General features: G+C 32.4%; 22 protein-coding genes and 1 pseudogene. 8 read left to right on the forward strand and 15 right to left on the reverse strand.

The features are described 5' to 3' along the window. The 9 genes and pseudogenes from AAC053_RS05865 to AAC053_RS05905 all read right to left on the reverse strand — a co-directional run. Window positions 1–1,109: pseudogene (locus AAC053_RS05865) on the reverse strand (hypothetical protein); the annotation flags it as partial. Between the two features lie 243 nt (window positions 1,110–1,352). Continuing rightward, complete coding sequence (locus AAC053_RS05870; protein WP_339754003.1) at window positions 1,353–2,168, reverse strand: SDR family oxidoreductase; 816 nt, start codon at window positions 2,166–2,168, stop codon at window positions 1,353–1,355. Between the two features lie 46 nt (window positions 2,169–2,214). After that, window positions 2,215–3,867, reverse strand: coding sequence for a DNA repair protein RecN (gene recN / locus AAC053_RS05875; RefSeq protein WP_339754005.1), 1,653 nt, complete (start codon window positions 3,865–3,867; stop codon window positions 2,215–2,217). Between the two features lie 186 nt (window positions 3,868–4,053). Next, a complete protein-coding gene (locus tag AAC053_RS05880) occupies window positions 4,054–4,941 on the reverse strand; it encodes a DUF4835 family protein (RefSeq protein WP_339754008.1) in 888 nt (295 codons plus the stop codon). Beyond that, window positions 4,934–6,145, reverse strand: a complete 1,212-nt coding sequence (coaBC, locus tag AAC053_RS05885; protein ID WP_339754009.1) for a bifunctional phosphopantothenoylcysteine decarboxylase/phosphopantothenate--cysteine ligase CoaBC — start codon at window positions 6,143–6,145, stop codon at window positions 4,934–4,936. Before coaBC ends, AAC053_RS05880 begins: the two co-directional genes overlap by 8 nt. A gap of 14 nt (window positions 6,146–6,159) precedes the next feature. Further along, window positions 6,160–6,489 carry a DNA-directed RNA polymerase subunit omega gene (locus AAC053_RS05890; protein ID WP_339754010.1) on the reverse strand — a complete coding sequence of 110 codons (330 nt, stop codon included), beginning with the start codon at window positions 6,487–6,489 and terminating at the stop codon, window positions 6,160–6,162. Between the two features lie 8 nt (window positions 6,490–6,497). Beyond that, window positions 6,498–7,298: an outer membrane protein assembly factor BamD gene (bamD, locus tag AAC053_RS05895; RefSeq protein WP_339754012.1), complete on the reverse strand. Its 801-nt coding sequence runs from the start codon at window positions 7,296–7,298 to the stop codon at window positions 6,498–6,500. Window positions 7,299–7,406: 108 nt separating this feature from the next. Beyond that, window positions 7,407–8,291, reverse strand: a complete 885-nt coding sequence (gene dapA / locus AAC053_RS05900) for a 4-hydroxy-tetrahydrodipicolinate synthase (protein ID WP_339754014.1) — start codon at window positions 8,289–8,291, stop codon at window positions 7,407–7,409. After that, the gene (locus tag AAC053_RS05905; protein WP_339754016.1) at window positions 8,291–8,809 is read right to left on the reverse strand and encodes a hypothetical protein; all 519 of its coding nucleotides are present in this window, start codon (window positions 8,807–8,809) and stop codon (window positions 8,291–8,293) included. Before AAC053_RS05905 ends, dapA begins: the two co-directional genes overlap by 1 nt. A 104-nt stretch (window positions 8,810–8,913) precedes the next feature. On the opposite strand from AAC053_RS05905, the gene AAC053_RS05910 reads away from it, so the two are divergent. Further along, window positions 8,914–9,642, forward strand: coding sequence for a 5'-nucleotidase (locus AAC053_RS05910; protein WP_339754018.1), 729 nt, complete (start codon window positions 8,914–8,916; stop codon window positions 9,640–9,642). Between the two features lie 3 nt (window positions 9,643–9,645). Continuing rightward, window positions 9,646–10,560, forward strand: a complete 915-nt coding sequence (locus AAC053_RS05915) for a metallophosphatase (protein WP_339754019.1) — start codon at window positions 9,646–9,648, stop codon at window positions 10,558–10,560. A gap of 241 nt (window positions 10,561–10,801) precedes the next feature. Here the strand turns inward: AAC053_RS05915 and AAC053_RS05920 are convergent, their stop codons facing one another. The 5 genes from AAC053_RS05920 to AAC053_RS05940 all read right to left on the reverse strand — a co-directional run bounded on the left by AAC053_RS05920 (window position 10,802) and on the right by AAC053_RS05940 (window position 15,675). After that, on the reverse strand, window positions 10,802–11,539 hold the full coding sequence (locus tag AAC053_RS05920) for a hypothetical protein (protein WP_339754021.1): 738 nt from the start codon (window positions 11,537–11,539) through the stop codon (window positions 10,802–10,804). Between the two features lie 100 nt (window positions 11,540–11,639). Then, the gene (gene ligA, locus AAC053_RS05925) at window positions 11,640–13,634 is read right to left on the reverse strand and encodes an NAD-dependent DNA ligase LigA (protein WP_339754022.1); all 1,995 of its coding nucleotides are present in this window, start codon (window positions 13,632–13,634) and stop codon (window positions 11,640–11,642) included. Between the two features lie 4 nt (window positions 13,635–13,638). After that, window positions 13,639–14,220 carry a TIGR00730 family Rossman fold protein gene (locus AAC053_RS05930; RefSeq protein ID WP_339754023.1) on the reverse strand — a complete coding sequence of 194 codons (582 nt, stop codon included), beginning with the start codon at window positions 14,218–14,220 and terminating at the stop codon, window positions 13,639–13,641. A gap of 86 nt (window positions 14,221–14,306) precedes the next feature. Further along, complete coding sequence (gene prmC, locus AAC053_RS05935; RefSeq protein ID WP_339754025.1) at window positions 14,307–15,182, reverse strand: peptide chain release factor N(5)-glutamine methyltransferase; 876 nt, start codon at window positions 15,180–15,182, stop codon at window positions 14,307–14,309. Between the two features lies 1 nt (window position 15,183). After that, entirely contained in the window at window positions 15,184–15,675 is a 492-nt protein-coding gene (locus tag AAC053_RS05940; protein ID WP_339754028.1) for a GNAT family N-acetyltransferase, read from the reverse strand. Window positions 15,676–15,736: 61 nt separating this feature from the next. Between AAC053_RS05940 and AAC053_RS05945 the strand changes: the two genes are divergently transcribed. The 5 genes from AAC053_RS05945 to AAC053_RS05965 are packed head-to-tail and all read left to right on the forward strand — an operon-like array spanning window position 15,737 to window position 19,261. Further along, window positions 15,737–16,195, forward strand: a complete 459-nt coding sequence (locus tag AAC053_RS05945) for a hypothetical protein (RefSeq protein ID WP_339754030.1) — start codon at window positions 15,737–15,739, stop codon at window positions 16,193–16,195. Window position 16,196: 1 nt separating this feature from the next. Beyond that, window positions 16,197–17,201 carry a bifunctional diaminohydroxyphosphoribosylaminopyrimidine deaminase/5-amino-6-(5-phosphoribosylamino)uracil reductase RibD gene (gene ribD, locus AAC053_RS05950; protein WP_339754031.1) on the forward strand — a complete coding sequence of 335 codons (1,005 nt, stop codon included), beginning with the start codon at window positions 16,197–16,199 and terminating at the stop codon, window positions 17,199–17,201. Beyond that, entirely contained in the window at window positions 17,188–17,805 is a 618-nt protein-coding gene (locus tag AAC053_RS05955) for an HAD-IA family hydrolase (protein ID WP_339754033.1), read from the forward strand. Before ribD ends, AAC053_RS05955 begins: the two co-directional genes overlap by 14 nt. 41 nt (window positions 17,806–17,846) lie before the next feature. Further along, window positions 17,847–18,653 carry an EamA family transporter gene (locus AAC053_RS05960; RefSeq protein WP_339754035.1) on the forward strand — a complete coding sequence of 269 codons (807 nt, stop codon included), beginning with the start codon at window positions 17,847–17,849 and terminating at the stop codon, window positions 18,651–18,653. After that, window positions 18,653–19,261, forward strand: coding sequence for a YigZ family protein (locus AAC053_RS05965; RefSeq protein WP_339754036.1), 609 nt, complete (start codon window positions 18,653–18,655; stop codon window positions 19,259–19,261). The genes AAC053_RS05960 and AAC053_RS05965 overlap by 1 nt, the downstream gene beginning before the upstream one ends. On the opposite strand, the gene AAC053_RS05970 is transcribed toward AAC053_RS05965, so the two are convergent. After that, the gene (locus AAC053_RS05970; protein WP_339754038.1) at window positions 19,256–19,663 is read right to left on the reverse strand and encodes a thioesterase family protein; all 408 of its coding nucleotides are present in this window, start codon (window positions 19,661–19,663) and stop codon (window positions 19,256–19,258) included. The genes AAC053_RS05965 and AAC053_RS05970 overlap by 6 nt on opposite strands. 199 nt (window positions 19,664–19,862) lie before the next feature. On the opposite strand from AAC053_RS05970, the gene dnaA reads away from it, so the two are divergent. Further along, window positions 19,863–21,290 (forward strand): chromosomal replication initiator protein DnaA, encoded by a 1,428-nt coding sequence (gene dnaA, locus AAC053_RS05975; protein WP_339754039.1) that lies wholly within the window; start codon window positions 19,863–19,865, stop codon window positions 21,288–21,290. Window positions 21,291–21,300: the final 10 nt, after the last annotated feature.

Below are 21,300 nucleotides of genomic sequence, written 5' to 3' on the forward strand. Positions count from 1 at the left end.
GGTCCAACCCAAGTTGAAGCTCCATTAACTCCACAATCTGCTCTTACATAAAATTCGTAAGCATTACTATCTGCTAATCCTCCTTGATTGTAAGGATTTGCAACGCCTGTAGAAGTCGCAGTTCCTGTAGCAACTCCTGCTGCCGTAATATCTACTAATTCAACATCCCATAACGCTTCTGATCCACCAGCAGTCCATCCAAGGTCTGCACTATTCGTTAAAACGTTAGTTGCTGTTAATGCACTTGGATCTGGACAAGCAACAGTAGTTGAAAACGCAAAAGGTCCAACCCACGTAGAAGTGCTGCCTCCACAATCTGATTGTACATAAAATTCGTAACTATTAGAAGGTGTTAATCCAGTTTGATTAAATGGATTAGCAACTCCAGTAGAAGTAGCTGTTCCTGTAGCAACACCTGCTGCAGTAATATCTACTAATTCTATATTCCACAATGCTGCAGAACCAGTTTCTGTCCATCCTAAATCTGCAGAAAAACCATCAATGTTAGACGCAGTTAATGTTGAAGGATCTGGACACATTGGTGGTGTCGCAGACGTAATTGTTGGTGACGTTAAACACCATCCCCATTTCCATCCACCTTGATCGTCATAAGTAAAACGATATTGGAAGCCAGACAATTGTGTACCAGTATATCCAGCAATATTAATTACTGCTGTAGTATACATTGCAGTACCTGCACATGTTTGGAAATCTGTATTTGTAGAATTTCCTGCAAATGTTTCAGCTGCAGACCAAGTCATTGCATCAGCATCATAGATTTCTATTTGTAATACATCAGTAAGTGCCCTGTAAACAACATCACCACTAATGGTAATCCATGTTTCGCCAGCACCACTTGCTGCTGTAAGGTCAATTACAGGGGAAGTTGCTTGAAGATCATCAGCAGAACTGCTACCTGCGGCATCATCGTCAAAGCTAAAAGTAGCAGCAGTAGACGGATCACTAAGTAATCCAGCAGGTGTGTAAGTACCTGTTAATGTCCAGCCTGCGTTAGGCCAACTAGCGGCTTGGTTTAATGTTTGTGCCATACCATTGTATGCAAACATTAACAAGGCCACTACTAAAATTTTAAATGTAATTTTTTTCATGAAAAATATTATTAAGTTAGTAATTCCTTAAAAATATGTTAATTATTTAAGACATTATTCTGTTTGAGATACAAATCGTTAAAGTGTAAAAAAAGAGTGATAAATAACATTAAAACTGGATCCAAGTATTTATAAATTTAGATATTACTGACTTAATATAAAGTCGAACTTTAATCTTATGAATAAAAAAAGCTGTTACACAATTCGTATAACAACTTTCAAAATAAGTTTGTAATCAATTGATTATTGGTTATCTACAAATGTATCCATTACAGCATCACTCACTCCCATATTGCTAAAGCCACCATCATTGTATAGGTTTTGTAAGGTAACACGTTTTGTTAAATCACTAAATAAAGATACCGTATAATTTGCACAGTCTAATGCTGTTGCATTACCTAGTGGTGACATTTTCTCTGCGTAAGCTATAAAACCATCAAAGCCTTTAACTCCACTCCCAGCAGTTGTTGCTGTAGGTGATTGAGAAATGGTATTAACTCTTACTTTTTTATCTCTACCAAAGAAATAGCCAAAACTACGTGCTATACTTTCTAAATAGGCTTTATTATCTGCCATATCATTATAATCTGGAAACACACGCTGCGCTGCCATATAGGTTAACGCTACAATACTTCCCCATTCGTTCATAGCATCTGCTTTGTATAGTGTTTGCATTGTTTTATGAAAAGACATCGCAGAAACATCTGTTCCTTTTTGTGTCCATGCATAATTTTGGTCTGTATAATGCTTCCCTTTTCTAACATTAATAGACATACCTATAGAGTGTAAAACAAAATCCAATTTACCTCCCAAGATCTCCATAGCTTGTTCTATTAGGTTTTGTAAATCTTCTTCAGAGGTTGCATCTGCAGGGATAATCTGTGAGCCTGTTTTTTCTGCAAGCTCATTTATCTGACCCATTCGCATCGCTACTGGTGCATTAGTCAACACAAACGTGCCGCCTTCTTCATGCACGCGTTCTGCAGTTTTCCAAGCAATAGAGTTTTTGTCTAATGCCCCAAATATGATTCCTTTTTTTCCTTTAAGTAAGTTATACATAGTATAAGTCTTTAATTAGTTGGTTGTTGTATTAATGTAAATAGTATCAATTCAATAGTTGCTTAGCATGTGCCATAGCAGATTCAGTTACACTTAAGCCACCGAGCATTTGTGCAATCTCTACAATACGTTCTTCTTCATTTAATCTTTTGAGTTGTGTATGTGTTGCATCCTCATCATCAGTTTTAAATACTTTATAATGAGAATCTCCTTTAGCTGCAATTTGAGGCAGATGGGTAATTGTAAAAACCTGCATCCTAAGACTCATCTGTTTCATTATTTCACCCATTTTGTTAGAAATTTCACCCGAAACACCTGTGTCTATTTCATCGAACATAATTGATGGCAACTGAATATATTCTGCCAGAACAGACTTTATAGCTAGCATAATACGCGATAATTCACCACCTGATGCTGATTTCTTAAGCGTATTATAACTAGACCCTTTATTTGCCATAAACAAAAACTGTAAACTGTCTTTTCCGTTTGTAGTAAATTGATCTAATTGTTTGAGGTCAATTTTAAATTTGGCATTTGGCATGCCTAAATCTGCAAGAATAATTTCTAATTTTAAAGCAAATACAGGTATAATCTTTTTTCTGTTTTTGTGGATTTTTTTGGCAATTTGATTAAGCTCTTCTTCAACTTGAAGAATTTCTTGTTCTTTATTAGCTATAGTATCATCTAAACTTTCTGTATTAGTAATCTTAGATTGAAGTTGATTTTTAATATTAATTAAGTCTTCAATTTCTGATACCGAATGTTTTTGAAATAAATTATTTACTACTTGAAGTTTACTATTAACTCGCTCTAATTCTTGAGGGTCTAATGACAAGTTCTCCTCAAGGTTATCTAATTCTACTACTATGTCATCTAATTCTATACCAATACTTGTAAAGCGATCATTAATGGTTTCGTAGGCTTTTCCAAAACTTGAAATTTTATATAATTCTTGTTTTACAATATTAAGCTGATCTAATATCCCTAAATCTTCAGAGTTTAAAACTGTCTTTGCTTTACTTAACTTCTCACCTATAACCTCAACATTATTTAACTCTTCATACTGAGTTTCTATGTCTTCAAGATTTATAGCCTCTAAATTTATTTCACTCAGCTCGTTGTATAGAAATAGGTTGTAGTCGTATTCCTTAATCGTTTCAGCTTTAGAATCCTTTATTTTCTCTAAAGCCTTTTTAAGTGTTTTATAAGTAGCCAGAAGCTTTGAAAACTCATTTAAGTTAGATTCATTTTTAGCCAAAGCATCAACAACCCTAAATTGGTAGTCGTCTTGTGTAAGTTGTTGTGTTTGATGTTGCGAATGGATGTCTATAAGATGACTACTTAGAGCCACTAAGCTCTCTAAGGTAACTGGTGTATCATTAATAAATGCTCTCGATTTACCTGAAGGTAAAATTTCTCTTCTTATGATGGTTTGTATATCATAATCTAAATCTAAAGATTTAAATAATGTCTTCAGGTTATAGCTAGCAATGTCAAAAACACCCTCAATAATACATTTTTCATTCGCTTTTTTTACTTGGCTTAAATCTGCGCGTTTTCCTAACACCAAAGACAGACCTCCTAGTAATATAGATTTGCCTGCACCAGTTTCTCCAGTAATAATAGTGAGTCCATTATTAAACTGTACAGTCAGCTCATCGATGAGAGCATAATTTTTTATGTAAAGTGAAGTCAGCAAGAATCTATAATTAGTAATTACAAATTTAAGTTTTTACAAATTCATATTTTGAAATAGACGAAGAAATATTCTCGTTTATTAACTTTAAAGTGTACTTACATTATAAAATATTAAAGATTCTAAACCATCGCAATAGTTATCGAAACAATATAACAAGAGGCAACTTATTAGGTGAATTTAGAAAATTTAAAACTTAATGTTTCTCCATTTTTGAGAATGCATTGGTGCAATTCTATTTAAAATATCAAGAGCCTCTGTAATATTAACACTTGGTCCGCCAGAAAGAACATCCATAATCTCATCGGACTTTGCATCAAAGAATACACGCATTAAGTAAGAGTTTGGACGACTTCTATGTACCTTCTGTAATTCTGACAAAGCAGAGATTACCTGTGCTTTTCCTTTTTTAGGGCTTTCATTCATAATATCTAAACCACCAATATGATAATTATACATAGCAGATCTCATTTCCTTAAATGTTGGAGACATAAGATTGTCTATAAGAGCAAAACGCGATTGTAAACCATCTTCTAATTTCCAACCTTGACCGTTGAGTTGTTGCGAATAATTTGCAATAGTTTGAGCTTGTTTAAGATAGGCATCACCTCCATTTAGAGCGAAAGAATCTCCATCCATTCCTAAAATCATATATACATGGAATGCTAAAACAGATATTAAATTAGACTCAAACTGAATTTGATTATATACAAGATTTTGAAATTCTAAATATTGAAAGTTGAAATCTTTATCATTATAATTATAAACTGGTGAACTATAGGTTGAGTTATAAATAGGTCTAGACGATGATACCTGCAAAGATGCAGAAAACAAATCATTACTATACTCTCTCACATTAATGACCATACTACAATTAATGCGTTCTTGCTGACCAAAAGATTTTTCAGTCCATTGTGTATTATTTATAAACTCTGTTAACTGTTTTTCTAAAGTTTTAAATACAACGTTATTCTCATTACCTGTTAACTGAGCAATAACTTTAACTGTACAATTTAACTCTTGTGAAAAAGAAACTGTTGTAAATAAAAAGGCTAATAAAACTAATATCTTACGCATGTAATTGTTTTAATATTTGTTGCATTAAATCTTGGGCTACCGCTGCTTTAGATTTAAGCTTGTTTTCTATAACCTCTTCCGATGATGTTATAAATGTAACTTTATTTGTGGACACTCCAAAACCAGCACCTTTATCTTGCAATGAATTAAGAACTATTAAATCTAAGTTCTTAGACTTAAGTTTACCTTTGGCGTGTTCTAACTCATTATTAGTTTCGAGGGCAAAACCAACTAAAAATTGGCTGGTTTTAATCTCACCAAGTGATTTTAAAATATCTTTTGTCTTTTCTAACTCTATACTAAACGTTGAATTCTTCTTCTTTATTTTTTGAGAGGCCACAGTTTTTGGTCGGTAATCTGCAACAGCAGAAGAAAGTATAGCAATATCTGATGATTTAAAATGTTTATGTACTTCTTTGTACATCTCTTCAGCACTCACAACAGGCATTATCTCTATTAAACTATGCTTTATAGATTGATGCGTTGGACCCGTAACTAAAACTACCTCAGCACCTAAATTTGCAGCTGCATTAGCAATTTCAAAACCCATTTTACCACTAGAGTGATTTCCTATAAAACGAACAGGGTCGATAGCTTCGTATGTTGGACCAGCTGTAATTAAAATTCGTTTCCCTTTTAGTGGCAATTGATCTAGAATGTCTTTTTCAATATAAGTTACTATATGTTCTGGCTCCGCCATGCGACCTTCCCCAACTAAACCACTGGCGAGTTCACCAGTACCTGCTGGAATCAGTTTATTCCCATAAGATATAAGCTTTTTAAAAGACCTTTTAGTGGATTCGTGTTTATACATATCTAAATCCATTGCAGGCGCAAAATAAACAGGGCACTTTGCAGATAGATAGGTTGCTAAAAGCATATTATCACAAACACCATTTGCCATCTTTGCCATTGTGTTTGCTGTAGCTGGCGCGATGATAAATACATCTGCCCAAAGTCCTAAATCAACGTGGTTATTCCAAACTTGGTTGTCATCTTCTTCATCAACAAAAGAAGAATAAACCGGGTTTTTAGATAAGGTGGAAAGGGTAAGTGGAGTTATAAAATCTTTAGAAGCAGGTGTCATAACGACTTTTACGTTTGCACCTGCTTTTATAAATAATCGTACTAAACTAGCAGATTTATATGCGGCAATACCAGCAGTAATGCCTAATAAAATATTTTTATCCTTTAGAATAGACATCTAAGGCTTTTGCTTTATTCCTGAGTGTCCTCAGTATTTCTGTGGTAAATTTTATCATCTAACCATTCTTTAACTGCTAAAGCGTGTGGTTTTGGTAATTTTTCGTAAAACTTAGACACTTCAATTTGTTCTTTGTTTTCAAAAATCTCTTCAAGACTATCGTTGTATGTTGCAAACTCTTCAAGTTTATCAATTAACTCGCGTCTTATATCTGTATTAATTTGTTCTGCACGTCTTGCTATTACAGAAATAGCTTCGTAGATATTGTCTGTTGGAGCATCGATTTCGTTTCTGTCGTAAGTTATTGAACTCACTGGTGCATCTGTCTTTTTTAAATCTATCATTATAATGATTAACTTTTTGTGTTAAACGTATTTAATTCTTGTTGTAATTCTTGCTGCATTCTTGTTGCATCTTCCAAGTACTCAGAGTTTGGAAATGATTTCTTTAATGAATTATAATAGCCTAAGGCTTCATTTATACGCTCCTCCTTTAAATAATCTACACTTAAAATTGCTAGATTGTATGCTGCATCTAATCTGTAAAACAAGGCGTCATTTCTAAGCGTTGTACCAGGAAACTCGAGTAAAAAATTATTAAAGCTTTTAATAGAAGCTTTGAAATCTCTAATGAGATCGTATTGTTTTGCAATTTCAAAAGCTTTTTTCTCTAGTTTAAAATCTAATTCTTTTACCAACAAATTAGCTTCAGTTAAATACTGAGAATTTGGATACGCATTTACAAATAACTGTAACTTCTCTATCGCATCTACTGTTTCCTTTTGCTCTTTAGAATATATAGGGGAATTAAAATAATAGCCTTTAGCCCCTAAAAATGAAGCTTCTTCAACTTTCTCACTATTGCCGTATAAATCTGCAAACTTGTTAAAATGATAACTAGCTATGTAATAATCTCCTAATTTATAGGAGCACATAGCATGCATAAAGGTTACCTTTTCAGCTTGTGGCTTCCCTCTATATTTTGGTACTATTTGTTCTAGCAATCTGAAAGATTTGTTCCACTTTTCAGCTTCATAAAGCTCATTAGCCATTTTAAACTTCTCAGCGGTGTCTTCAGATTTTAAAGCTTTCTGAAAGTCGCTACAAGAAACAAATAGAATACTGATAAGTAGTATGTAAAGTCCTCTCTTCATAAATTTTAGACAAGTTGCAAAAGTACACATTATTAACTGATTTTGAAAACAAATATTTTATGCTAAAATAAACCTTGTTTTGAGTGCTAAAACTAATTTAGATTAAGTTTAACTTTTACCCAAAGTTTTTAACTCATTTTTAATGATTTTCTTAAGCTCTTCTGTTGCTTCTACAAGTGGTAAACGCACATGCGATTTTGAGATTCCTAAACTCTCTAAAACCGCCTTAATACCAGCTGGATTGTTTTCTGAAAAAATAAATCCCATTATAGGCATTAATTTAAAGTGAATATTATAAGCCTCCTTCACTTTACCAGCAATACCCATACGAATCATCTCTGAATATTCTTTAGGTAATGCCTGCCCAATTACAGAAATTACGCCAGACCCACCTGCTAAAGCGACTCCTAAAGCTAAATCATCATCGCCAGACAATACCAAGAAATCTCTTGGTTTAGTTCTCAACAACTCTAAATATTGATGCACATTATTACCAGCCTCTTTAACAGCGACGATATTATTAAAATCTTTTGCTAATCTTAAAATAGTTTCAGGCGACATATTAGACGCCGTTCTTCCTGGTACATTGTATAAAATAATTGGTTTTGGTGAGACTTCTGCGACAGCTTTAAAATGCTGGTAAATCCCTTCTTGAGTTGGTTTACTATAATAGGGTGAAACAGATAAAACACCATCTATATCAGAAAAATCTGTTGATTTAATTTCATTGACTACATTAGCTGTATTATTTCCTCCAATTCCTATTACAAGTGGTAATCTGCCTTTATTAATTTTAGTAATAAATTTAATCAACTGTTTCTTCTCATCAGTAGTTACAGTAACACTTTCACCTGTAGTACCACTTACCACTAAGTAATCTGTACCGTTTGCAATGTTATATTCAACCAAGCGCTTCAACGCATCAAAATCGATGCTTAAATCTGCATTAAAAGGTGTTATTAAAGCTACACCTGTGCCTATAAATTTGGTCATTATAATTTATTTAAAATGGTTAAGTATTTTTTAAATTCGCGTTTAAATGTTTGTATTTCCTTTGGTTTTACATTAATAATGAGATCATATAATCGTTCATCATTTCGAGATAAGCCCACTTTTAAATTCGCTTTAGAAGCAGCCGTTATTAAATTTAACTGCAATGTTTCTTCCTTATAATAACTTATTAAAACATCATAGCTCTCATCAATAAAATCTTGTAAATCAGAATTATTTATTTTTCCTTTCCAACCAAAATCTTTTGGACTATAATAGGTGTCCCATTGATTATGATCTAATTTATCGTCTGTTGTAAACGCAACTATCTTATGCTTGGGAGATGACAGATTCAATACCTTAAAAAAAGACTTAAACATCTCAAAATCAATATATTCTTTTGCATTTAATAAAACCGCAATTGTCTTTACCTTATTGCTGTTAACCGCAGATTTACGTGCAGCCAACAATTTGTTGACATATTTTTGATTTGATTTTTGTTTAAATGCTTTTAAAATCATTTACCTTTAGACTTTGTGCAAATTTAATAAAAGCACTCACATTTTATTATAAACTATATATAAGTTATTCAATGACTATTAAACATATTTTAAAACTCTGTTTTTTGCTCCTTATTTTTTCTTGTAACCAAGATTTTCATCTTACTAAAATTGAAGGAAAACGAATAGATATTAATGAAAGTATTGCTTCTAATCAATCTATTGAAGATTTTATAAAACCATATAGAGAAAGCGTCAATAAAGACTTAGATAGCATTATTTCTTATGCACCTAAAACTTATTCTAAATCGGATGGAGAACTTAATACCGCTTTAGGAAATCTAATGGCAGATGCTGTTTTCAGCGAAAGCAATCCTATATTTAATAAACGTACCGGTAAAAACATTGATCTTGTTTTGTTAAATCAAGGTGGTATTCGTTCTATAATTTCTAAAGGAAACATAACTGCGAGAACAGCCTACGGAGTGATGCCTTTTGAAAACGCTGTTGTTGTTACTGCTTTAAAAGGGGAACAAGTTATACAAATGATGACTTATTTATCTAAGGCTAAACGTGCACATCCAGTATCTAAGCAACTTCAGTTAACGCTTAATAACGATTTTGAAATTAGGTCTGCCATTATTAATAATAAGACAATAGATATAGATAAGACATACTATATTGCTACTAATGATTATCTCTATAATGGAGGAGATAGAATGACCTTTTTTCATCCAAATGATAGTTTATATATACTAGATTATAAAATTAGAAATGTTCTTATAGATTATTTTAAAAAGACAGATACTCTTAACCCTAAAATTGATAATCGTTTTATTAAACTTAATGACTAGACCATGAAAAGAAGACAGTTTATACAGCAATCTACAGCAGCGACGGCATTAGTAGGTTTAGGCGGATTAGGATTACAATCTTTTAACTCATCTCAAGCAAAGAAGATAACTATTCTCCATACTAACGATGTGCATAGTCACATCGATCCTTTTGGGCCAGATGATGGGAGAAATGCAAACAAAGGTGGTGTAGCTAGACGAGCAACTTTGGTTGAATCTATAAGAAAGGAAAATCCGAATACTTTGTTGTTAGATGCTGGTGATATTTTTCAAGGCACTCCTTACTTTAATTATTATGGTGGCGAACTTGAATTTAAGCTAATGAGCATGCTAAAATATGATTTAGCAACTATTGGAAATCACGATTTTGATAATGGTATTGATGGACTTTATGCTCAAATGCCGCATGCAAAATTCGATTTTGTTTCTGCTAATTACGATTTTTCGAATACTGTAATGGATACGCACGTAAAACCCTATAAAGTATTTATAAAAGACGGTATTAAAATTGGTGTTTTTGGTTTAGGTATTCAACTCGATGGATTGGTAAATAAGAATTTATACAAAGAAACTGTTTACAATGACCCTATTGGAGTAGCACAAGACATGTCTCGAATTTTAAAGGAAGAGCAGTCTTGTGATTTAGTAATTTGCTTATCTCATATAGGCTATTATTATAAGAAACACCCAGATCTTGTAAGTGATCTTAACCTTGCCAGAGGCACAAAAAACATAGATCTTATAATCGGAGGACACACACACACCTTCTTACCAAAACCAACTATAGAAAAGAACAGCACAGGCAAGAATGTTCTTGTAAATCAAGTTGGTGCTTATGGCTTATATCTTGGGAAAGTTGATTTTTATCTTGAACACGGAAAGGATACAAAAGTAGATGGAGCTTCAATAATTGTTTAAATTATTTTGAAAGAAATTTAAACGTTTAAAATTTCAATTCAACCATTAAAAGCATAAACCTATTAAGACCATTTTAATTCTGGGTAAGCTGTAACCATAATCTTAAAACAAACACTCCCTCTTAAATTTATGGCTCACAAAGACAGCGCATCTATTTTTAAAACTTTTAGTCTTAAACTTCTCGAAAGAATTTGAATTATTTTGTTTTCATAAAGAAAAGAAATCTCTACTCATTAAGAGGTTAAATTTCTATTTGCTCATCTATATACTCAGGTTCTGGACCTGTAAAATCTAGCTGTGATTGTAAATAGAGAAACACAAAGGCGATAACTAATAAGAATGAATATATAAAGCCTAGATCATTGTTATTTAGAATGTAAAAATAAGCCAGTTGAATTATTTCCGAAAATACGATACAGATAGAACCAAGTAAAAAAAGCATAGACTTATTATCGTTTCTATACATATAATTAATTAAAGCAACGGATAACAATACCATTATTACAGCATTGTATGCAAGCTCTAAAGAATACTCGTAAATAGAAAGCACATTCTCTGTAGTCGCCGAAACTATATAAACACAAAAGATATCTAAAATAATGAGAATGAAAACTGGAATTGCGAGCTCGGAAAACACAATTTTTAAATTTAAACCTATAAGTATTTTAATAATTAGAAATATATAGGCCGTTATATAAAGAATATTAGCGCTGTAATAAAAATAATCTATACTCCCTTCTTCGATTAATGGACCATAATATGCAGAATAACTTAATAAATGAGCAAAAGTAAAGGTTACCAAAAACCAAAAGAAATAAATTGACTTATTTTCTGTCCATTTACAATATAAAATTGTGAGTAAAACGAGCGCCAGTGAGCTTACTGCGGCTCCCTCAATTTCAAAAGCAAAACCTTGAAATAAGATAAAGATGCCACCTAAGAGCAATAACACAACTTTTAATATTTTATTTACTAACATTAATTAATCCCTTATTAATAAAGCAAATATAAAATTATTTTACAATTAAACGATAAAAAAACACTTTTTATCGATGATTTACGTATTTTTGTGTAAGAATTTATTTCAATCTCTCTAAAAACGCTTGCTCCGAGAGGATGGTAATATTCAAATTTTCTGCTTTTTCTCGTTTACTCGGTCCCATTTTGTCACCAGCTACTAAAAAACTAGTCTTAGAAGATATAGAAGATGACACTTTTCCGCCATTTTCTTCTATGAGTTTTTTAAGTTCATTTCTAGATATTGATTCAAATACACCAGAGACTACAATTGACTCGCCTTTTAGCTTTTCAGTTTGGTTGGCTAACTTTTCTGCTGAGATTTCTAATTGTACACCGAAAGATTTTAGACGCTCTATAATCTTTTGATTGTCTTCAGAAGAGAAAAACTCAGCAACACTTTCTGCAATACGCTCCCCTATTTCATCTACAGTTACCAAATCTAATGTTGAAGCAAACATTAAAGCATCTATAGATTTATAATGTTTTGCTAATTTTTTAGCTACAGTTTCACCAACATAACGAATACCCAAACCAAATAAGACACGCTCAAAAGGAATGTGCTTAGAAGCTTCTACTCCATTAATTAAATTCTCAGCACTTTTCTCAGCCATACGCTCTAGAGGAATGACTTGCTCAACAGTTAATTTATATAAATCTGAATAATCCTTAATTAATCCCGCCTTAACCAAAAGCGCCACAGTTTCACCACCTAAACCTTCAATATCCATGGCTTTTCTAGATATGTAATGCTGAATACGACCTATTACTTGTGGCGGACAACCATTATAATTAGGACAATAATGCTTTGCTTCTCCTTCAATACGCTCAAGTGCAGTTTTACATTCTGGGCAATTTAATATGTATTGGGTTGGTTGAGAATTCTCTGGTCGCTTAGATAAATCAACCGCAATAATCTTTGGAATAATTTCACCTCCTTTTTCCACAAACACCTCATCTCCTTCTCTAATATCAAGTTTTTCAATCTGATCTGCATTATGAAGAGATGCACGTTTTACAGTAGTACCAGCCAATTGTACAGGCTCTAAATTGGCAACTGGTGTAATGGCACCAGTTCTACCAACTTGGTATGTTATTTCATTAAGTCGAGTAGAAACTTGCTCTGCTTTAAACTTATAAGCCATTGCCCATCTTGGAGCTTTGGCTGTAAATCCTAATTCATCTTGTTGATAAAAATTATTAACCTTAACTACTACTCCATCAATCTCATAAGGTAAATTATGACGATGCTCATCCCAATACTCAACAAATTCTAAAACGTCATCAATAGTATTAACTAATTTAGCTTCTTTAGGCACTTTAAATCCCCAATTTCTCGCCTTTTCTAAACCTTCAAATTGTGTTTGAATGTTTAGATTATTCCCTTTTATACTATACAGCAAACATTCTAATGGTCGTTTAGCAACCTCTGAACTATCTTGCAACTTTAAACTTCCAGATGCTGTATTTCTAGGATTTCTGTATGGTTCTTCTTCGTTAGCAATGCGCTCTTCATTCATTTTTAAAAAACCTTCTATTGGTAAAACAATTTCACCTCTAATATCGAAACGGTCTGGAAAATCCCCTTTTAATTGTAGTGGAACCGTATTTATGGTTTTTACATTTGCAGTAACCGCATCACCTTGTACGCCATCTCCTCTTGTAACAGCTCTAATTAACTTTCCTTTTTCATAGGTGAGATTCATAGATGCCCCATCATACTTTAGTTCACATGTATATTGCACGTCTCCATCAACCATTTTTTTTATTCTGGTTTCCCAATCTAGCAAGTCTTGTTTAGAATAGGAATTATCTAAAGAATACATTCTAAAATCGTGAACCGTAGTTTTAAAATTTTTAGTCACTTCTCCACCAACACGTTGCGTTGGCGAATTGGCATCAAAAAACTCTGGATGTTGATTTTCTAAACCTTGTAGTTCTTTTAGCTTTATATCAAAGTCGTAATCACTAATACTCGCATTATCTAGAATGTAGTAGTTGTGGTTGTGTTGACGTAGTTCTTTGCGAAGTAATTCTATTTGTTTTTTAGTACTCATTCTTCTATAAACCTTCTTTATTCAACCATTTTGGAGCAGGTAATGGTTTGTAATTATTCATCTTTTCTAATAAACCAATTATTGTAACATCTACAACAACAGCATCTAAATTGTCTTGTTTTAAAAATCCACGTTCTACCATCATTTTGCATTGCGCTATTAGCGCATCGTAGTATCCATTGGTGTTTAAAATACCTATGGGCTTGGTATGCAAGCCTAATTGTCCCCAAGTTGTAATTTCAAAAAACTCGTCCATGGTACCAAAACCTCCTGGAATGATTATGAATCCATCACTTCTCTCGTACATAATCACTTTACGATCGTGCATATTATCTGTTACAATTAACTCGGTAAGCTCAGAATGCACAATTTCTTTGGTCTTCAAAAATATTGGAATAACACCAATAGTCTCACCTTTGTTGTCAATTACACCCTGAGCCACTTTACCCATAACACCAATCTTAGCAGCACCATAAATTAATGTTATGTTTTGCTCTGCCAAAGTCTCACCTAATCGATAAGCTTCATCTACAATTTTTTCATCATTTCCTTCACTACTGCCGCAAAAAACGGATATACTTTTCATGTGTTTATATTTATTGTAGGTCACATGTAAAAATTATCATTCTAATTTCTTCGAGTGACAAAATGCATCGTTATGAATGTTTCATACTATTCTTTTCTTCCTTTTAACATTCTATAATTGCCATTTAGATCCTTCAACAACTCTATTTCTTTAAAATTAACATCAGTTAATAAAGCTTTAGTTTCTTCACCAAGATACTGGTTAATTTCAAAAAATAATTCTCCTTTGGTTTTCAAATTATCAACAGCAAAATCTGTTATAACCTTATAAAACTGCAACGGATCATTATCTTCTACAAACAAAGCTAAATGCGGTTCGTTGTCTAAGACGTTAGGTTTTATTTCTACTTTTTCTAATTTTCTTACGTAAGGTGGATTTGACACAATAATATCGAACTTAGATTCCATATTGAGTTCAGAAAGACTTCTTTTGACTAAAATATTTGCTTGTATAAAGGTGACATTTGCCATATTTAATTCTGCATTTAGTGTGGCCACCTTTAAAGCCTCCTTACTCACATCTAAAGCATATACTTTTGCATTAGGCAGGTGTTTAGCAAGTGTAATTGCTATACAGCCAGAACCTGTGCCAATATCTAAAATCTTAATGACTTTGGAATTTAGTTTTTGCTTTTTAATATTTTGAAGAACAAACGCAACGATTTCTTCTGTTTCTGGTCTTGGAATAAGTACATTTTCATTCACTTTAAATGGTAATCCATAAAATTCTGTTTTACCGATAATATATTGAATTGGTTTTTGTTGTTTTAGACTTTCCAATACTTCAAAAAAAGTATCTGTTTCTGATTTTATAATCGCGAATTCTGGTTGTAACGCTAACTGAAAACGTGGCAAGTTGAGATAATGCTCAATACACAGAAAAAAGAAGCTATTGACTTCTTCCTTTCCATAAATAGCATCTAATTCTTTATGATATATTTTTTTAAGATCTTTTAATAACACACTACAAATCTTTAAGCATCCAGACTGAGCACGAGTAATGCCCTGTGTTTCCGATTGGTTTATCTATACTTTTAAAACCTACCTTTCTATATAGTTTACTCGCATCAACCATATAAGGCATTGTTTCTAAATAACACTGATCAAAACCAGCTTGTTTCGCAAATTCTATACATTTAGCCATCATTTTACTACCTAAACCTTTTCCTCTAGCTTCTGACATAAAATACATTTTCTGTAGCTCACATATATTGCCTTGGTAATTATCTAAGGGTGAAATTCCGGCACCTCCAATAATTTCATTTCCATCCTCAACCACAAAATAGGCCTTCTTTGGTTTATTATAAGTTTCCGTCATACAATCTAAAGCCTCATCTTCATAAGCTGTACCAACCTTTGGCACACCCATTTCTATTAGAACAGAACGAATCGCTTTCGCAATTTTTGGATTGTCTTCTAGTTCAATTTCTCGAATAACAATAGTATCTTTACGCACTTAATTTATGATTTTTACACTGAATTTATTTCGGTATGAAGATAGAGATAATTCCTATTTTATGCTTAAAAGATTTTTATTCATTTCGTTATTTTTTACACTAGTTTTCAACTGTACTGTAACAGAACAACCAGAATTTGTTGGACTAGAAAACATTAAGGTTGTAAACTCAACGATTCAATCGATTACACTTAGTGCAGATGCCTTGTTTAATAACCCTAATGATGTTGGCGGTGTTTTAAAGACAGACGATTTAAAAGTTTACATTAACGATACTGAAGTAGCTACAGTTGTAGCTGATGAATTTGATGTGCCTTCGAAAGAGAATTTTAAAATACCGCTTATAGTCACAGTTGCAACCGATAGCCTTATAGATAAGAAAAGCCTTGATGGTTTATTAGGTAGTTTAATTTCGCAACGCTTAAAAGTGCAATATAAAGGTAATATTAAGTATAAAGTCTTTGGCTATTCATCTACTTACTCAGTAGATGAAACCCAAGAACTAAAAATTAAACTATAGATTGCAAATACACGAATTCTATATAAAGCGTTGTTTACAAATTGCTAAAAACGGTTTGGGTACGACACGACCAAATCCTATGGTTGGTGCTGTTATAGTATGTGATAACAAAATTATTGGTGAAGGTTTTACAAGCTTCTACGGAAGTAATCATGCCGAAATAAATGCTATAAATTCAGTTATTGATAAAGCTTTATTAACCAAAAGCACGTTATATGTTACTTTAGAACCATGCAGTCATTTTGGCAAAACACCTCCTTGTAGTGATTTAATTGCAAAACACAAGATCCCTAAAGTCGTAATAGGCTGTATTGATCATAATCCTGAAGTTGCTGGTAAAGGCATTGCTAAACTACAAGCTTCAGGCTGTGATGTTACTGTTGGCGTTTTGGAAGCCGAGTGCAAAACCCATCACAAACGCTTTTTTACTTTTCATAACAAAAAGCGTCCTTACATAATATTAAAATGGGCAGAAACTAAAGATGGTTTTATTGCTCCAAATACTAAAAACGAACAAAAACCAGTTTGGATTACTAATACTTACTCGCGTCAACTCGTTCATAAATGGCGCACTGAAGAACATGCTATTTTAGTTGGGACCAATACAGTTTCAGAAGACAACCCTAGTTTAACGGTTAGAGATTGGGCTGGTGAAAATCCAATTAGAGTTGTTTTAGATCGAGAATCGAAATTAAATTCTGATTTCAATGTATTTAATGATGATGGCAAAACATATAGAATTACTAATAGAGAAATTGATTTTAATAAACCAATTGCTATTCAAATTGCTGATATATTATATAAAAGGAATATAAACTCTGTTATTATTGAAGGTGGCTCACAAACGCTTCAAACATTTATAAATGAAGGGCTTTGGGATGAAGCGAGAGTTTTTATTGGTATTACTGAATTTAAGGACGGTACAAATGCACCAAAACTTAATGGAATATTAATTTCTGAATCTAAATTTAAAAGTGATTTATTAAGAGTTTATGCAAAAGATTAAAACACTGATATTCGATTTTGGAGATGTCTTCATAAATTTAGACAAGCAAGGAGCGCAACAAAACGCCTTAGATCTTTTTAGCTTAGAAACTTTTGAAGACGATATGCTTGCAACTAATATTCAATATGAAATTGGTAAAATCTCGACTTCAGAATTTATTAAATTTTACAAATCGAGATTTCCTAATTTAAGTGAAACCAATATTATTGATGCTTGGAACTATATTATTAAAGATTTTCCTGAATACAGACTAAATTTTATTAAAGATTTGGCTCAAAAGAAAGAATTTAAGTTAATTCTATTGAGTAACACTAATACTATGCATATTAACTTTATAAAAGAGAATGTCTCATTTTACCAAGATTTTAAAAACTGCTTTGATACGTTCTATTTATCTCAAGAAATTCATTTAAGAAAACCAAATGCAACCATTTTTGAATTTGTACTAAACGAAAATGACTTAATCTCAAATGAGTGTCTATTTATAGATGACACTAAAGACAATACAGCTACTGCAGAACAATTAGGTTTCCATGTTTGGAATATTAACGAAACCAAAGAAGATGTCATCAATCTATTCGAAATTAAAAAAGATCTCTTTTGATATTCCTTCTGCTCAGTATACTATCATCAACCGGAATCTTTGTGCTATTCAAACTTTTTAGCAAGTACAAGATAAATACATTACAAGCTATTGTTGTTAACTACGTTACTGCCTTTACAATTGGCATGTTGCTTTACAACGGACAGATAACACCGATAGAAATAGTGAATGCAGATTGGTTTTTCGCTGCATTTGGTTTAGGCTTTTTGTTTATAGCTATATTTAACGTAATGGCACTTACTGCACAGAAAAACGGCCTTTCTGTCGCTTCAGTAGCTAGTAAAATGAGTGTAATTATCCCTATACTATTTGGAATTTATGTCTATAACGAAAGTGTAGGCTTTCTAAAAATTTCAGGAATTATATTAGCCTTAATCGCCGTGTACCTAACTTCTGTAAAACCAAAAGATACTACCAATTTAACCAAATCTATTTACCTGCCAGTTTTGCTCTTTATTGGGTCTGGCATCATAGACACCACTGCAAATCATTTTGCACCAAAAGACTATATGCCATTATTTTTAGCTTCAATTTTTGGCATAGCTTCAATTATTGGTTTCATTATTTTAAGTTATAAATCCATTAAAACTAAGACTCACTTTAAATTAAAAAGTGTACCATTCGGAATTGCACTTGGCATCGTTAATTATTCTTCAATGTATTTTCTTTTAAAGGCATTACGTGTTGATGGTTTTGAAACTTCTTCAATATTCACCATAAATAATGTTGCTATAGTTGCGATCTCTACATTAATAGGCTTGCTATTATTTAAAGAACAAGTTTCAATGAAAAACTGGATTGGTATTTTCATTGCTATAATTTCGATTATATTAGTAACGCTTACATAATGAAAACTAAAGACACTTATAATACTATTATTAAGCCTGCTAAAGGCGAACTCTTTAAAGTTAAGAATAGTAAATTCTATGGCTACGTTTTCCCTGTGACAAATGAAGAGCAAATAAAATCGCATTTAGAAACCTTAAAAAAAGAGCATTATTCTGCCAGACATTGGTGTTATGCCTATCAAATAGGTACGGAAACTTTTAAATTTAGAGCAAATGATGATGGTGAACCTAATAATTCTGCAGGAATGCCTATTTACGGACAGATTCAATCTTTTGTTGTCACCAACATTCTAATTATAGTTGTTCGTTATTTTGGAGGTGTAAAACTTGGAGTTGGCGGCCTAATTAACGCTTACCGAACAGGCGCACAATTAGCCTTAGAATCTGCAGAAATAGTAGAGAAAACTATTAACAAATCATTTCAACTCAATTTTGAATATAAAAATATGAGTAAAGTGATGCGATTATTAAAAGAAAATCAGGTAGAAATCACAAATCAGACGTTAGAACTTAATTGTTTGTTAGAAATCTCTGTCAGAAAAGGTAACAGTTCTAAAATTCTTCAACTGTTTAATCATTTTTTTGGTGTAGATATAAGTGAATTATAACGAATAATTTCGCAGTTTATCTAAAAGATATTTTGGACAACGCGTCGGCCGATCTCGTTTCATATCTATAAATGCAAGAATTGTATTACCAGTTGCGAGCAAAACATCAGATTCATTACGCAATTCATAGTTAAATTCTATTGACGCTGTTGGCATCTTTTTGAGTGATGTTTTTACTTTAAGCAGATCATCATAACGTGCTGAATTTTTGTAATTTATAGACAACGAGATTACAGGCAACATAATCCCTTCTGCTTCCATACCACTGTAATTCAGCCCAAACTCGCGTAACCACTCGGTTCTACCAACTTCAAAATAGACAGCGTAATTAGCATGGTACACAACACCCATCTGGTCTGTCTCGCCATAGCGAACTCTAATTTTTGTTTCGTTAAAATTCATATAATTGGGTTTATTTAGGAAAAAATCCGTAATTTTAAAATGTTTTAAACATGAGGAAAAAATTCTAAATATTCAACGATATTATATTTTTTTTTTAAGAAATTTGTTCACATATTTGTCCTGTTCAAAACAACGAGAGAATCCTAATTCTCTTTTTTTTTTGCGAATCTAACTAACGACTAAAAATTTAACTCAACGAATGGAGATCACAGCGCAATCTGTATGGAGTAATTGTCTCGCCTTTATAAAAGATAATATACAACCTCAAGCCTACAAAACTTGGTTTGAACCTATAGATGCTGTTAAAATTTCTGGAAATGCTTTAAGCATACAAGTTCCAAGTAAATTTTTCTACGAATGGTTAGAAGAACATTACGTTAAAATCTTAAAAGTATCATTAACCAAAGAGCTTGGTAAAGACGCTAAGTTGGTTTACGTTATTAAGATGGAAAACACCTATGGGAACAAACAACCTTTTACGGAGAAAATTCCTAGTTCTAACAGAACTGCAGTGAAGTCTCAAGATGTTGATGTTCCTTTTAATAACAAAAGCCCAGAATTAAAGAATCCATTTATAATACCTGGTATTAGAAATGTAAAAATTGAATCTCAGCTTAATCCAAGCTATAGTTTCGAGAATTTCTTAGAAGGAGACTCTAATAGATTGGCCAGAAATGCAGGTATTGCAGTAGCAAACAAGCCTGGTGGCACCTCCTTTAATCCGCTATTAATATTTGGTGGTGTTGGTTTAGGAAAAACACATTTAGCGCATGCCATTGGTGTTGATATTAAAGATAAATACCCAGAGAAAACTGTGTTGTATATCTCTGCAGAGAAGTTTACACAGCAGTATATAGATTCTGTAAAGAAAAATAATAGAAATGATTTTATTCACTTCTATCAAATTATAGATATTCTTATCATCGATGATGTACAGTTCTTATCTGGTAAAACTGGCACACAAGATGTATTCTTCCATATATTCAACCATTTACATCAAAACGGAAAGCAAGTTATTTTAACGAGTGATAAGGCTCCTGTAGATATGCAAGATATTGAACAACGTTTATTATCTCGTTTTAAATGGGGACTTTCTGCTGAATTACAAACACCAGATTTTGAAACTAGAGTTTCTATTTTAAAGAATAAGCTTTACAGAGATGGTGTAGAAATGCCAGAAGATATTGTTGAATATGTTGCAAAACATATTAAAACAAACGTTAGAGAACTCGAAGGTGCTATTATTTCTCTAATTGCACAATCTTCTTTTAATAAAAAAGAAATTACAATAAACCTAGCTAAAGATATTGTAGAAAAGTTTGTAAAGAATACTAAACGTGAAGTTTCTATAGATTACATTCAAAAAGTCGTTTCAGATTACTTTCAGATGGATGTTGGCACACTTCAATCTAAAACTCGTAAACGACACATTGTACAAGCACGTCAGCTCGCTATGTTTTTTGCTAAAAAATACACAAAAGCATCGCTTGCAAGTATTGGTTCTCAAATAGGACAACGCGATCATGCTACTGTGTTACACGCTTGTAAAACTGTTGATAATTTATCTTCTACAGATAAGCAGTTTAGAAAATATGTTGAAGACTTATCTAAAAAGCTAGCGCTTTAATCACTTTATT

It is taken from the genome of uncultured Winogradskyella sp. (assembly GCF_963975125.1).
GTDB lineage: Bacteria > Bacteroidota > Bacteroidia > Flavobacteriales > Flavobacteriaceae > Winogradskyella.